Origin of the sequence: Devosia submarina (genome assembly GCF_003056345.1) — a bacterium.
GTDB classification, from domain to species: domain Bacteria; phylum Pseudomonadota; class Alphaproteobacteria; order Rhizobiales; family Devosiaceae; genus Devosia; species Devosia submarina.
In genome coordinates this window covers 239,222-252,834 of record NZ_PYWB01000002.1, presented here as the reverse complement: position 1 = coordinate 252,834, position 13,613 = coordinate 239,222, and the positions used below count along the sequence as shown (strand labels likewise).

The window sequence follows — 13,613 nt, the reverse complement described above, 5'->3', positions numbered from 1 at the left end:
CAGCGGGCAGCTCTAGCGAAGTGCTGGTTGTTTCCGCATGGACGCGCCGGCCAAGTCGCTGGCGAGCAGATCCTCGAGCCGCTCTCCAGCAATGGGCCGCGAAAGGAGATAACCCTGCAGCGTTGCACAGCCCAGTTTCACCAGCGTATGACGCTGCAGGTCGTCTTCCACCCCTTCGGCTGTAACCGTCATCCCAAGCGCCTCGGCCATTTCCACAACGGATTGGACAATGGTTTCGGTCGCCTTGTCGCGGCCGATCAGCTGGGTAAAGGAGCGATCAATCTTGAGCTTGTCGATGCTGTGGTTGCGCAGATAGCCGATCGAGGAATAACCGGTCCCGAAATCGTCGAGGGCAATGGCGATACCATTGGCGCGAAGCGATTCCAGGCTCGCGCGCACCACAGGCGAGTTCTGCAGCAGCAGCCCTTCGGTAATTTCGATCTGCAGCCGGTGCGGTGGCAGATTTTGGGCGCGCAGCACATCAAGAACGCTTTGCGCGAAATGAGCATTGTTGAATTGCAGCGGGGAAACATTGACCGCCACCCAGGGCAGGGCGGAATTGGCAGCAAACCGGCAGGCCTCGTTCAGCACCCAAAGACCCAATCGCTCAATCACGCCTTGCTCTTCTGCAACGCTGATAAAAAGATCGGGCGTAAGATTGCCTCTGGTGGGATGCTCCCACCGCACCAGCGCCTCGGCCCCAACAATGGCGCTGCTCACCGCGTCAAAGATCGGCTGGTAGAGGAGGTGCAGCCCGCTATTGGTCACCAGCGCATTGCGCAAATCGATCTCGAGCGTCCGCTTGTCGCGCCGCGACTGATCCATCGACTGCTCATAACAGCGAAAGCCATCCCGCCCTGCCGCTTTCACCGCATAGAGCGCAACGTCCGCCCGGCGCATGATCTCGGTTGACGACACGGCCTCGCCCGATTCCAGCGCTAGGCCCATGCTGGCCGTCACCCGGACGTATTCGCCCGCAAGCAGGAATGGATCATGGAACGTGTCGAGCAGCGTCTGGCAAAGGAAACGCGCATGGCCCTCACTGACCACGCCAGGCTGCACCACTGCGAACTCGTCGCCACCCAGCCGCGTCAGCGTCGCACCTTCAGGAAGCCTGCTCGAGAGGCGCTTGGCGACCTGTTTGATCAGCTCATCGCCCGCCCCATGCCCAAGGCTGTCATTGATCTCCTTGAACGTATCAAGATCAATGGACACCAGCGCCACCTTGGCCTTAGCCAGATATTCATAGTGGAGGGCATTGCGCAGCCGCACATCAAACAGCGCCCTGTTGGCAACTCCCGTCAGGGGATCGTGAAACGCCAGATATTCGATCTGCGCCTGGCTCTTTTCCAGGGCCGACATGGTCCGGCGCAGCCACATCAGGAATCCGAACAGGCTCAGCCCGCCCACCAGCAACAGGCCCAGCGTTGCAGGTGCCGTCTCCTGCATCAACACAAGCGCCGGCTTCTTGGGCGTCCAGACGGCAAAGCCCATCGTGCGCCCCGCATTGTTCACCACGGGCAGCGCGCCTTTCCCCTTTCCGGGGCCTCCGATCCTTAGATCCGGCAAGCCCAGCTGTTGGCCGAGCTCCCCCAGCACATCGCCGTCCAGCGCCACCACCGAAATGACCAGGAATTCTTCGCCCGGCCTCTGCACAACGGCGCCGCTGGACGGCACTATCGGGCGGACACTGACATAGGCCAGCTCGTTGCTCGGGAGGCGAACCGTGTCGGTATTCCCCGTTCCCATGGGCGCTGCCATGGAGGCATCACCCTCATTGGCAGCCACGGCAAGCTTCTCCCGAAGCTTGGCAATTATGGGCTCAACCACGGCCCGGTCGCGCAGATCGATGATGGACGGGATCTGTTCGCCCGCCTCCGCCGCCCGCACCACACGATCATCAGGCGCCAGCACGTAGACGCGGTCATGTGAAAAGAATTGGCTCATCCAATCCGCAAGATTTCTGGCAATCCAGGGCTGATTGTTCGCGCGCAAATTCACAACAGCATCGTCCCCGACGGCCGAGCTGTCCTGCTCCTGAGCAATGCGGTTCTTGCGTGCAACCAGCCCCGCGGCAATGCTTTGCCGTTCATTGAGCAGTTCGCGCGTATCGATCTTGTCCACCGCCCACCAGGCGGCCATGACAAACGCCATCACTAGCGCCAAGGCGAGCGCCAGGGAGACGAAAGCAATAGACCTTGTGCTGGTCGAGCCGGTCGGGTGCAAACTGGACATGAAAAGCTTGGTTCCTCCCGTCCTGCTTAGCGGCGCACCTCGAAAGAAATTCCTTCCCCACCGCCCAAGTTTGCAGCGTAGTTACTCAGCTCTTAAAGCCTTCCCAAGGCAGGCTTGGCACTTGCAACAAGCCGGGGGAGGCCCCTCAGGCACTAGCGGACTCCATCCGCACGAGGTTCTTCCCGTCTTGCAAACCCGATCCCGCCCTCGCTCAAATCAGCGAGGCGTGCTAGCCACATGAGGTCATCTGGGATTCGTCATTTTGCCTGATCCTGTCTCGCCAGCCGAAGCAAGGCTCCAGTTTCTTCTTGATCTGGAAGAAGCACTACGCGGTGCCGCTTCCGCGGCGGCAATGACAGCGATTGCGGCCGAACTGCTTGGGCGTCACCTCGGAGCCGGTCGCACTGGTTTTGGTGACATCATCGAAGACGGACTGGTCGTCCGCGTCGAGAGCGACTGGGCTGGGTCCATGGGGTCGCTGGCAGGCGAAGCGCGCGTCCTTGATGCCTTTGGCCCCCAGATCATCAACCAATTGCGCCGCGGCGAAACTTTGGTCGTTGATCATTGCGACGAGGATGCGCGGGTCGAGCAAGGCCATCTCCAGACTTGGCGCAGCATCGGCACCAAAGCGCTGATCGTTGCGCCATTGCTACGGGAAGGCGCGCTGACTGGCATTCTTTATGTCCACTCTGCCCAGGAGCGACACTGGACCGAGGCCGAAGCGGTCCTGGTCCGCGAGGTCGCCGCCCGGACCTGGTCAGCCTATAGGCAATCGCAAGCCGAAGCTGCCCTACGACGTAGCGAAGCCCGGGAGCGGCAAAGGGATCATGACCGTCTCTGGCGCATCTCCCAGGAAGTGATGCTGGTGCGCGATGAGGCCGGCATCATCCTTTCGGTCAATCCGAGTGCCAAGCGGCTCCTGGGCTGGGACCCGCAAGAGATGATCGGCAAATCCATCTTCGAGTTCATGCACCCTGAGGATCGCGATCGCACCGCAAGCTATGTGGCGCACCAGGCCGCAAGCGATGATGTCATAACCATTCAAAACCGCTACCGCGCCCGGGACGGCAGCTATCGCCTGTTTGACTGGCGCGGCGTGGTGGAAGATGGCGTCGTTCATGCCGTGGGCCGGGATATCACTGCCGAACACCAGGCCGCCGAGGAATTGCGCAACACCGAGGAAGCCCTGCGACAGGCGCAAAAAATGGAAGCCATCGGCCAGCTCACCGGCGGGATCGCCCATGACTTCAACAACATGCTTGCCGGCATCATCGGTAGCCTGGACGTTATCCAGCGCCGCCTTGCCGCCGGGCGCTACGACGATATCGCCCGTTTCATCGATGGGGCAGTCACCTCTTCGCGCCGCGCGGCCTCGTTGACCCAGCGCCTCCTTGCCTTTGGCCGCCGCCAGGCGCTCGACGTGCAGGCCGTTGAAATTGGCCAACTCGTCCGCTCGCTCCACGATCTGCTGCGCCGAACCCTCGGCGAAGCCATCGACATCGGCATCGACGTGCCGCCCGGCGAATGGTGGGCCCGGGCCGATGCCGCGCAACTGGAAAGCGCCATCCTCAACCTCGCCATCAATGCGCGCGACGCCATGCCCGATGGCGGGGTGATCACAATTGCCCTGGGCAGCCGGCACCTTCCAACCAGCGGGCCGCGACTGCCTGCGGGCGATTATCTCACCGTCAGCGTAGCCGACAATGGCAGCGGCATGCCGCCCGAGGTGATGAGGAAAGCCTTTGATCCGTTTTTCACCACCAAGCCATTAGGGCAGGGAACGGGCCTGGGCCTTTCCATGATCCACGGTTTCATGGGCCAGATCGGCGGCGATGTCACTATCGACAGCGCGCCCGGCGCAGGCACAACCGTCACCATGTTCTTGCCTCCGGCCCAGCCAAGTGTGGACGAGCCAATGCCTGCGTCCATGGCGCCGACTTCCCTCGTGCATGGAGGAACCGTGCTGGTGGTGGAGGACGATCCGGCCATCCGCATGCTGATCGGTTCGGTGCTTGATGATTTCAACATCAAGTCCGCATTTGCGGTGGACGGAAATGCGGGCCTTGCGATCCTGCAATCCGATCTCAGGATCGACCTGCTGATCTCCGACATTGGCTTGCCCGGCATGAACGGCCAGCAATTGGTCAAGCTCGCCCGCGAGATTCGCCCGTCGCTCCCGGTTTTGTTTTTAACAGGCTACGCCAAGGGCGCGGGCCTGAACGGGGACGAACTCGAGCCCGGAACGCGGCTGATGACCAAGCCTTTCGAGCTGTCCGCCCTTGCCGGCACGATCGAGGAAATGCTCTCCGCCAAAGCGCCACCGGGGCACTAATCCCCGCAAGGATGTGCCGCGTCGGGAACAAACCGCGAGGGCTGGCATTGCCGTCTCAAACTTGAGCTGAGTAGCTGATCGCCCTTTGAAATGACGCGGCGTTACGCATTGCTCCAGCTCCGCAGCCAGATGGAGCATCAGCCTTGAACCTGCGCGATCATGTCGTTGTTGTCACCGGGGCTTCCAGCGGCAATGGGCGCGCCATCGCCCATGAATTCGCCCGCCGCGGCGCCCGCCTCGTGCTTGTTGCCCGCTCCCAGGAAGCGCTCGATGAAACAGCCGCGGAATGCCGCGCTCTTGGCGGGGCAGCCCTGCCCATCGCCGCCGATGTGGGCGACAGCGAAGCTGTTGAACGTGTCGGGCAGGCAGCCCTGGAGGAATGGGGCCGCATCGATATCTGGATCAACAACGCCGCCATCATCCATTTCGGCCGCATCGAGGACACGCCCCCATCCGTGATCGACCAGGTCCTCCACACCAACATAAATGGCTATTTCAACGGCACCCGCGTAGCGGTCCGCCAGTTCCGGCGTGCAGGCGGCGGCATGCTGATCAACGTCTCCTCGGTTCTAGCGATCACTGGCCAGCCCTATGGCTCTGCCTATGTCGCGAGCAAGGCCGCTGTTCGGGGTCTAAGCGAAAGCATCCGCCAGGAGGTCGCCGATGTTCCCGGCATCAAGGTGTGCACCGTTCTGCCCTACGCCATCGACACACCGATCTATCAGCGCGCTGCCAATTATTCCGGCCACGAGGCGCAACCCGTCGTGCCCCGCTACTCCGCACAAACCGTCGCTGACACAGTCATCGCCTTGCTCAAGCAGCCCCGGCGGGAGGTTTATGCCGGCAAGATCGGTGCATTGTCGGCTCTCGCCAAGACCCTATTCCCGCCCTTGAGCGATCTTGTGGTTAGCACAGCCGTCAACACGATCGAGCTGCGCAAGGACCCGGCGCCACCTTCCACCGGCAATGCCTTTGCGCCCATCCATGATGACGAGTGGACCGTAAGCGGTGGCTGGAAGCACCCCTCGGGCAGGATTGGCGGCGGTGCGCTGCCCCTCTTGCTTGTCGCCGGCTCTATCCTCCTCGTTGCAGGCGCCCTGCAGCGCTCCCGCCGTACCTGAGGGGTCACGCCCGTTCTGCGACGGGCTGCCGGGATACGGGTTGCCCACTGGCCACAACACGTTCAACAATCTCGGCTGCCCCGGCGGCGCCGGGCAATTGCGCCAGTTCCTGCGCCAAAACTCCGGCCCTTTGGCGGAACGATGACTCACTCATGATGCGCCCAAGAGCTTGGGCAATCTGCGGGGCGGAAGCGCGCGGCGAAAGCGTCATTCCGGCGCCCGAATGGGCTATGCGCGCGCCGATCCCCGGCTGCTCGAACGCCAGCGGCATGCACAGCAGCGGCAAGCCGTGCGCTAGCGTATCAAGTACCGTGTTGAGCCCGCCATGGGTGATGACGATATCAGCCCGCCGCAACACCGCCTCTTGCGGAACCCAGGGCAGTACCCAATCGGCATCAATAGTCTTGGCCTCCGCTTCCGTCAGCGTATTGGAATGGCTAACCAGCAGCTGCAGCCCTAACAGCCGGCACGCCTTTGCCATGCGGCGAAACAGGCCCACCCGATGGCCCTGCATGGTTCCAAGCGAGGCATAAACCAGCGGCTTGGGGCCGAACGCCGGCACCTCACCTCCGCCAGCCCCGTCCGCGGGCCGTAGGCGGCCGACATGGTGATAGGTGGACGGCAAATTGCGGCGCGGGAAATCAAGGCCCGCTGGCATCTGTGCCATGTCAGCCAAGGGCGACAGGCAGTCGATCAGCTTGGATCGCCCCGCAATGCCAAACCGCTCGGACCATTGCGCAATAGTCTGGTCATGCTTGCGCGTCAGCCAATCGGCAATGCGCTCTCCAACTTCGTTGCGCCGCATGGCCGCCTCACTGTCCTCATAGGGCCAAGGCAGCACAGGCAGGGGCACCAGCGGCTCGCGATTAATCGGCGCGGCTGCCGCCAGGCTCACATAAGGCAGTCCGAGGAATTGGGCCACCAAGGCACCAGCAGGCTCCAGCTGATCCCCAACGATCCCCTCGATCCCGTGCGCTCGCAGCAATTCCGGCGCCTGCCTGCACAGGGAATCCGTAATGGTCGACATGTCCCCCACCAGCCGCCAGATCCCCAGCGGCAGCCCCGGCGAGCGGGAATGGGCGAGGAACTGCCCTGGCGTCCAGCGCGTCTTGGCCGGATCAAGCCAAATGGGCGAAAAGCTATGCTGTGGCAGTTGCGTTTCTGGATGGGCAACAGCAAAACATTGGTGCCCGCGCTCCCGCAATGCCTCGGCCAACGCGGAAGCAGGTTGCAGATGCCCCTGAAGGGGAGGACTAAAGAAAGCCAGGCGCATGGGACATCAACCAGAACAAATCTTGATCTGGAACGCACGTGCCCCCTTCCGGGATCAAAAACAATCTTTGCTCGGGCAGAATCGCTGGCCTGCTAAAGCGAGAAGCCGCCATCGGCCATGAACACCGAGCCCGTGGTATAACTCGCCTCGTCACTCGCCAGATACACGGCAAGCAGGGCAATTTCCTCGGCTGTCCCCAGCCGGCCAAGCGGTTGCCGGTTGACGAAATCAGCGCGCACCGAGTCTTCCGAACGGCCCGTCTGCCGCGCCAGCTCGGCAATGCGGCCGTCCAGCGAAGGCGATTGGATCGTCCCCGGGCAAATCGCATTGCAGCGTATGCCCTGCTTGATGAAATCGGCCGCAACTGCCTTGGTCAGCCCGATCACCGCCGCTTTGCTCGCTCCGTAAGCATGCCGGTTGGGAATACCCCGCACCGAGGAAGCGCCCGAGGAAATGTTGACGATCGAGCCCTGGCCGCGCTCCAGCATCCCAGGCAGAAAGGCCCGTACCGTCCGGTGCATGGATTTGACGTTCACATCAAACGAGAAATCCCACTCCTCATCGCTGCATTCGAGCACCGAGCCGTGATGCACAAAGCCCGCGGCATTGACGAGGATATCGATGCGGCCGGTATCGGCAGCTAATTGGTTGATCGCTTCGCTCGAGCGCACATCGAGCTGCCGGGTCTGCGCCCCATCGAGCCCCTCGAGCTTGCCCGGATCCAGATCGCTCGCCCAGACCATGGCACCTTCGCGCAGAAAGCTCTCTGCAATCGCGCGGCCGATACCTTGGCCCGCCGCTGTAACGACGCAGCTTTTTCCTTCGAGCCTGCCCATAGCCGTCCCCCCTTTTTGCTCCGGAGGTTACCCCAGCCACGCCAATCCGCAAGGGCAGTGCTTATTTGGGCAGCAGCCAATCCAGCGATCGGCGCAGATGCGCGGCGCCATCGCGTTCATGCCAGTGCCCATGGGCAAAAAGTACGCGCTCTGGCTCCAGTGCCACCAGCCGCTGGGCTGCCGCTGTTGCAGCCTCCCCGCCAGCCTTGACCAGGCCCCGGGCATAGACCGGCGCCTTGCCGTCCGGCGCCAGCGCGCCGGCGAGCCGCGCCCCCCACCGCATCGGCAAAGGCAGCTTTTCCCCTTCCAGATTGACGATGAGATCGGTCAACACCAGCGTGCGGCTGGGGCGGTGAAATAGTTCCGCCTCCACCAGCCCCTTGCCGCGCAGCAGCACGATTTCGATCTCCTGGTCCCATTCGGCGGGCGCGCCATCGGCAAACACCTGGTCGATCCGCAACCCCGATTTCTTGACCGCCGGCCGTTCGCCCAGCCCTGGCACCGCCCAACACTGCGTCTGTGGCAAATGCTCCTGCCACTCTCGCATAAACGACCAATGCGCCGTGTTGGGCGCCAGAAGGTACGCAATCTCCCCCAAAGCCTCCAACTGCTCCTTGAGGGCAAAGCTGAACTGTGTCGGCGAATGAAGGATCAGCTTGCCGCTCTTGAGCCGGATCACCGTCATCCGCACGGGCAGGGGCATGCCAGCAAGGCGCAGCGGCCCGCTATCAACGATCCACACATTGTTGGCCACCGGCTTGGGCGTATCGATCGGCTCGTAAACGGCTCGGGTCATGCTGTCCTCCTGTCCACATGCCCCTTAACGGCACAAGGGCGGCGAAATATCCCGCCGCCCCTGCATTTTGCCCTGTGATGCCTGCTAGCCCAGCGCGGCCTGCGCCTGGCAGATACGATCAACCAGCGCATCGAACTCGCCCCGCGGCGGCCGATTGCTTTCCAGGCGCTTCTTGAGATGGAAGATCGGCTCTTCCAAAATCGTCGGCAGATCCTCCGCGCAGGTAAAATCCCCGGCCACGCTCTTGACCTTGGAATTGTCAAAGATCGCCGTCCAGGACTTATCCCCCAGCAACGGCCCCACCCATTCGGGGTTGAACTTCACCAACGTGTCGGTCGGCACATGCACGATTTTTGCCTCGACACCCAGCTGGTTGGCAATCTCGCGCTGGATATGGTCCCAGATATGAGCCCGGTCGGAGGTGATGTGGAACACGTCCCGCAGCGCCTTCTCCTTGCCGAACAGCCCAACAAACGGCACGGCGAAATCCACCGACCGCGTCAGCGTCCAGGGCGTATGCCCGTCACCCGCCACGAGGGTCGGCTCCCCATCGAGCATGCGCCGCGCCATGATGTCGGCATCCCCAATCATCACGGGCATGCCCGTGCGCACCGTGTGGCTGGGGCGCACAATGGTCCAGGCGAGATCGTCCGCTTTGGCCAGCAATTCCTCGCAGGCAATCTTGTTCTGGCTATAAGGCCAGAACGGATTGATGGCCGGCGTGCTTTCGGTGATCACATAATGGCTCGCCGGCTTCTCATAGACCGAGGCGGACGAAATAAAGATATACTGCCCGCAATGGCCGGAAAATACCTCGATATCCCGCGCCACCTGGTCGGGCGTAAAGGCGATAAACTGGCACACGACGTCGAAATTGCGCTGCGCCAGACCCGCACTGGCTATGTCCTTGAGCTCCCCTACGATGGACTCGACACCCGCAGGCAAATCGCTTTCGCGCTTGCCGCGATTATAAACGCTGACCCGGTGCCCTTGCGCCACCGCGCGCTCGACACAAGGGTAGGAAATCTGCCCCGTTCCCCCGATAAACAACACGTTCAAAGCCATTCCCAAAACCCTTTTGCTGGACACAAGGCAAATCGCATGGAGGGCAGCCTACACATTGGGAGGGCACTTGGGAGTCCCGTTCTGCTCCAAAGCGCCGTTAACCCTGAGCCACATCATATCCGCCCGCTGCCCTGCCTAAAGGCACGTCCCGAGCGTATAAGAATGACTCTGCCAAAGGTGCAAAATGAGCCGCCGAACGCTTCAGGACGTCATCGAGGATCGCAACAACAGCTTCAACGCGGTACGCCTGCTGGCAGCCGCTGCCGTTTTCGTGTCCCATGCCTTCCTGATCGTGCCTGCCGGAACGCACCACCAGCCCCTGGACAACATGGCATTCGACCTCGGCCAATTGGCCGTCAACGTCTTCTTCTTTCTGTCCGGCTTGATGCTGAGCCGCTCCTTTGCGCTGAAGCCCCATTTGGGCAGCTTCATCATCGCCCGCATCCTGCGCATTTTTCCCGGCCTTCTGGTCTGCGGCGCCCTTATCGCCTGGGTCATCGCACCTTTCAGCACGAGCTTGAGCCTGGGCGAATACTTCACCAATCCCGCGACCTGGATTTATCCCTTGCTGATGCCGGTCTTTTTCAGCCAGACCGATCTGCCCGGCGCCTTTCTGTTCGGCATGGAGCCGGGCCAGGTCAATATCCCGCTCTGGACCATAAAGTACGAGCTGATCGCCTATCTGGCTTTTCTGGGCATTCCCTTGCTTAAGGTCTTCGGCTCCCGCGCGGCAATGGCAGCATTGGTTTTCCTGTTCGGCACGCTGGTGGTGATTGGCTATCAAACTCACGCATTCGACGCCTCCTTCGCCGGCAGCCTTATCCGCTTTGGCTTCTGCTTCGCCTTGGGCATGCTGGCATTCACCTGCCGTGATCGCATTGTCCTGAGCTGGCCCATCGCGCTTTGCGGCATTGTGCTTGCCTTCTGGCTCTCACCCACGCCCCTGGGACAAGTCGCCTCGATCATTGCCTTTGCCTATGCTGCGGCGACCCTAGGCGCCACCAGCATTCCGGGCCTTACCCGCGCCACCCGGCACACCGATCTTTCCTACGGAATCTACCTTTATTCCTTTCCCATCCAGCAGGCGCTGCTCGCCCGCTTTGGCACCACCCTGCCGCTGGCCATCCTCATGAGCCTGGCCGCCGCAGCGGTTACGGTTTGCTTTGCCTATCTCTCCTGGCATTGGGTGGAGCGGCCGGCCCTCTCTCTTAAGCGATACTTCACCCCCGCCCAGCAGGCAGGGCAGCAGCCCGCCTAAACGCTTGCAGCAAAAGGCCCGGACGGCTTTTCCATCCAGGCCCTTGCAAAACTACGCCGCCTTGGCTTCAGCCTCTTCCGGCTCCGAATTGTCCATGGCGCGCATATAAAGATCCAGCAAGGTCTCGTGCTCGTCGCGCTCGTTTTCGTCCTGTTTGCGCAGCTTGATGATTTCCTTGATGATCTTGATGTCGAAGCCTTCGCCCTTGGCTTCGGCAAACACTTCCTTTTTGCCCTCGTTGAGCTCGGCAATCTCGGCCTCGATGTGCTCGATCCGCTCAACAAAAGAGCGGATCCGTCCGCCGGCAATACCCACGTCGCTCATGGTTTCTCCTTGGTGAAAACAGCCAGCGCATAATCAAAGCCGATGGTTTCCAGCTGGTAAAGAGAACCGGCAAACCAGGGTTTTCCCCATGGCAATCCGGAGCGGGCCAAACGGAACAGGGTTTCCCGCCGGGCGTTTCCGTTCCCATTGGTGGAGTGAAAGCCATGTCCGAAAAGGATAGGCGAAAGCTAGAGCGCCAGCTCGACCGGATTGAAACGCAACTACCCGACCTTGCAACCGGCTGGCTTGCCTGGCTACGCCAACCCAGCCACCGCATGGTGCGAATCCCCATAGGCGTTCTGCTGGTGATCGGCAGCGTCTTCAGCATCCTGCCCCTGCTTGGCATGTGGATGCTGCCAGTCGGCCTGATGCTTCTGGCCATCGATGTGCCCTTTCTGCAGCGCCCAACGACGCGCATGCTGAGCTGGATCGAGCGATCATGGCGCTGGGTGCGAACCAGATTGCCCTTTGGGCGCTGAGGCCTTAAGGAGCACGGAGCGGACGGGGCTGGCGCCCATTGCTCTGCTTTCCTCTAAAGTACACAAAGGTTTAACGGAATGGGTGACGTGCTGGCCTCGCTAAAGGGGCGCCGCTTGCTTGTAGTCGAGGATGACTTTTTCATTGTCGAGGAACTCCTGCGCCAGCTGGAGCAGGCAGGCCTGGAAGTAGTCGGTCCAGAGGGCAATCTAGGCAAGGCCATGGTGCTGCTGGGCAGCACGCAACATCTCGATGGCGCTATCCTCGACATCAATCTGCAAGGCGAAATGGTTTTCCCCCTGGCCGACGCCCTTGTCAGCCGCTCCATTCCCTTCGTGTTTCTCACCGGCTACGAGCCAGCGATAATCCCGCCGCGCCTTAGCCATATCAAACTGTGCGACAAGCGGGTTGAGTTCGAAACCCTGATGACGGCCCTGTTCGGCTAGAAAACCTTTCACACTGTTGTGGCTTGGGCTGGTTCGGCGCTGGCCATACTCTGCCGTTCCGCCCGCCAACAGCAGCCAGAACCTTGTCCCAGATCCACCCGCCCCATATCGAGCCTCATCGCAAGCCCCTCTCGATCCTCCAATCGGTTCGAGCTGCCCGCCGCAATGTGCTCGAGATCATCCCGGCCATCGCCTATTCACAGCCCATTGTTTCAGGCCGCATGGGCGCGCGCTGGCACATGGTGCAGGATCCGGTTGCCCTCCGGCGCATCTTTCTCGACAATTCAGAAAACTACCCCAAATCCGAAGTCATGCTGCGCATGCTCCGCCCGGCAGTGGGGGAAAGCCTTTTCACCTCCGAAGGTCCTGACTGGCGCTGGCAGCGCCGCTCCGTCGCCCCGGTCTTTGCCCAGCGCAATGTAGTTGCGCTTGCCCCGGTAATGACCGCCACTGCCGAGCGCGCCGCGCAGCGCCTCCACGAAGCGGGCTCGCACGCCGAAATGGTCGGCGAAATGCTCACCGCCACGTTCGATGTCATCTGCGAGGTCGCTCTTTCGGGCCGCGAGCACTTCGACTCCGCCGTTTATGCCGCCGCGATCCTGCGTTATTTTGAAACCGCCGGCAAAGCCTCGCTGCTCGATTTCCTGCGCGTGCCGTCCTGGATTCCTCGCCCCGGCGAATTGCTGGGGCTCGGCGCCGTCCGCACCATGCACGACATGGTCGCCAGGGCGATCGACGCGCGCCGCAAGCAATCCAGCGGAAAGGCCGACGATCTCCTTGATTTCATGCTCAACGCCAAGGACCCTGAAACCGGCCGCACCATGTCGCCGCAGGACCTGCTTCACAACATGCAGTTCTTTATCGTTGCCGGCCACGAAACCACGGCCTTGGCCCTGAGCTGGGCTTTGCAACTCCTGGCCCTTAGTCCCGACTGGCAGGAACAGGCGCACCGGGAAGCCCGTGCCGTCCTCGGCAAGCAAGCAGCGCAAGCCGACCAGCTCGATCGCATGCCGCTTTCGCGGCAGATCCTGGAAGAAGCCATGCGCCTTTACCCGCCCGTGGGTCTGCTCGCACGCGAGGTGCGGGCTGCCGACACATTGGGTGGCCGGCGCATCGAGCCCAATGACGTGATCTTCTTGCCCCTTTATGCCCTTCACCGCCATCAGCTGCTTTGGGAGGAGCCCAACAGCTTCCGCCCCGATCGTTTCGCTGATGAAAAGAGCAAGCGCCGGGATCGCTACAGCTATTTGCCGTTCGGGGCAGGGCCGCGTGTTTGTGTGGGGGCAAACTTCGCCATGATGCAGGCACAGATCATTCTGTCGACCCTTCTGGCACGCTTTCACTTCGCACCCGGGCCACATCCGCTACCAACGCCCACCATGTCCATGACGGTACGTCCGGACACTGGCGTGCGCCTGCGGGTCACAGCGCGGGACCTTCATTGATCCCA

General features: G+C 61.8%; 12 protein-coding genes. 6 read left to right on the top strand and 6 right to left on the bottom strand.

Annotated elements, in window-relative coordinates; genetic code table 11:
- Positions 1–12: 12 nt before the first annotated feature.
- Entirely contained in the window at positions 13–2,235 is a 2,223-nt protein-coding gene (locus DDE77_RS03770; protein ID WP_108396099.1) for a putative bifunctional diguanylate cyclase/phosphodiesterase, read from the bottom strand.
- Between the two features lie 262 nt (positions 2,236–2,497).
- Here DDE77_RS03770 and DDE77_RS03765 point away from each other — a divergent pair, with 262 nt between their 5' ends.
- Positions 2,498–4,567, top strand: a complete 2,070-nt coding sequence (locus DDE77_RS03765; RefSeq protein WP_108396098.1) for an ATP-binding protein — start codon at positions 2,498–2,500, stop codon at positions 4,565–4,567.
- A gap of 143 nt (positions 4,568–4,710) precedes the next feature.
- A complete protein-coding gene (locus tag DDE77_RS03760; protein ID WP_157959658.1) occupies positions 4,711–5,688 on the top strand; it encodes an SDR family NAD(P)-dependent oxidoreductase in 978 nt (325 codons plus the stop codon).
- 4 nt (positions 5,689–5,692) lie between these two features.
- On the opposite strand, the gene DDE77_RS03755 is transcribed toward DDE77_RS03760, so the two are convergent.
- From DDE77_RS03755 to DDE77_RS03740, 4 genes are all read right to left on the bottom strand, one after another.
- Positions 5,693–6,961, bottom strand: a complete 1,269-nt coding sequence (locus tag DDE77_RS03755; protein WP_108396096.1) for a glycosyltransferase — start codon at positions 6,959–6,961, stop codon at positions 5,693–5,695.
- Between the two features lie 92 nt (positions 6,962–7,053).
- Entirely contained in the window at positions 7,054–7,797 is a 744-nt protein-coding gene (locus DDE77_RS03750; RefSeq protein WP_108396095.1) for an SDR family oxidoreductase, read from the bottom strand.
- 61 nt (positions 7,798–7,858) lie between these two features.
- Positions 7,859–8,593: a DUF4336 domain-containing protein gene (locus DDE77_RS03745; protein WP_108396094.1), complete on the bottom strand. Its 735-nt coding sequence runs from the start codon at positions 8,591–8,593 to the stop codon at positions 7,859–7,861.
- 84 nt (positions 8,594–8,677) lie between these two features.
- On the bottom strand, positions 8,678–9,658 hold the full coding sequence (locus DDE77_RS03740) for an SDR family oxidoreductase (RefSeq protein WP_108396093.1): 981 nt from the start codon (positions 9,656–9,658) through the stop codon (positions 8,678–8,680).
- Between the two features lie 184 nt (positions 9,659–9,842).
- On the opposite strand from DDE77_RS03740, the gene DDE77_RS03735 reads away from it, so the two are divergent.
- A complete protein-coding gene (locus DDE77_RS03735; RefSeq protein ID WP_108396092.1) occupies positions 9,843–10,916 on the top strand; it encodes an acyltransferase family protein in 1,074 nt (357 codons plus the stop codon).
- 51 nt (positions 10,917–10,967) lie between these two features.
- Here DDE77_RS03735 and DDE77_RS03730 read toward each other — a convergent pair whose 3' ends face one another.
- Complete coding sequence (locus tag DDE77_RS03730; protein ID WP_108396091.1) at positions 10,968–11,240, bottom strand: DUF2312 domain-containing protein; 273 nt, start codon at positions 11,238–11,240, stop codon at positions 10,968–10,970.
- A 164-nt stretch (positions 11,241–11,404) separates the two neighbouring features.
- Here DDE77_RS03730 and DDE77_RS03725 point away from each other — a divergent pair, with 164 nt between their 5' ends.
- From DDE77_RS03725 to DDE77_RS03715, 3 genes are all read left to right on the top strand, one after another.
- On the top strand, positions 11,405–11,719 hold the full coding sequence (locus tag DDE77_RS03725) for a hypothetical protein (protein ID WP_108396090.1): 315 nt from the start codon (positions 11,405–11,407) through the stop codon (positions 11,717–11,719).
- Between the two features lie 114 nt (positions 11,720–11,833).
- A complete protein-coding gene (locus DDE77_RS03720; RefSeq protein ID WP_245895072.1) occupies positions 11,834–12,163 on the top strand; it encodes a response regulator in 330 nt (109 codons plus the stop codon).
- 83 nt (positions 12,164–12,246) lie between these two features.
- Positions 12,247–13,608, top strand: a complete 1,362-nt coding sequence (locus DDE77_RS03715) for a cytochrome P450 (protein ID WP_108396279.1) — start codon at positions 12,247–12,249, stop codon at positions 13,606–13,608.
- Positions 13,609–13,613: the final 5 nt, after the last annotated feature.

Coding starts and splice junctions, on each gene's coding strand:
- DDE77_RS03730 (WP_108396091.1), bottom strand. CDS start 11,240: ATGAGCGACGTGGGTATTGCCGGCGGACGGATCCGCTCTTTTGTTGAG.
- DDE77_RS03740 (WP_108396093.1), bottom strand. CDS start 9,658: ATGGCTTTGAACGTGTTGTTTATCGGGGGAACGGGGCAGATTTCCTAC.
- DDE77_RS03770 (WP_108396099.1), bottom strand. CDS start 2,235: ATGTCCAGTTTGCACCCGACCGGCTCGACCAGCACAAGGTCTATTGCT.
- DDE77_RS03725 (WP_108396090.1), top strand. CDS start 11,405: ATGTCCGAAAAGGATAGGCGAAAGCTAGAGCGCCAGCTCGACCGGATT.
- DDE77_RS03755 (WP_108396096.1), bottom strand. CDS start 6,961: ATGCGCCTGGCTTTCTTTAGTCCTCCCCTTCAGGGGCATCTGCAACCT.
- DDE77_RS03750 (WP_108396095.1), bottom strand. CDS start 7,797: ATGGGCAGGCTCGAAGGAAAAAGCTGCGTCGTTACAGCGGCGGGCCAA.
- DDE77_RS03735 (WP_108396092.1), top strand. CDS start 9,843: ATGAGCCGCCGAACGCTTCAGGACGTCATCGAGGATCGCAACAACAGC.
- DDE77_RS03745 (WP_108396094.1), bottom strand. CDS start 8,593: ATGACCCGAGCCGTTTACGAGCCGATCGATACGCCCAAGCCGGTGGCC.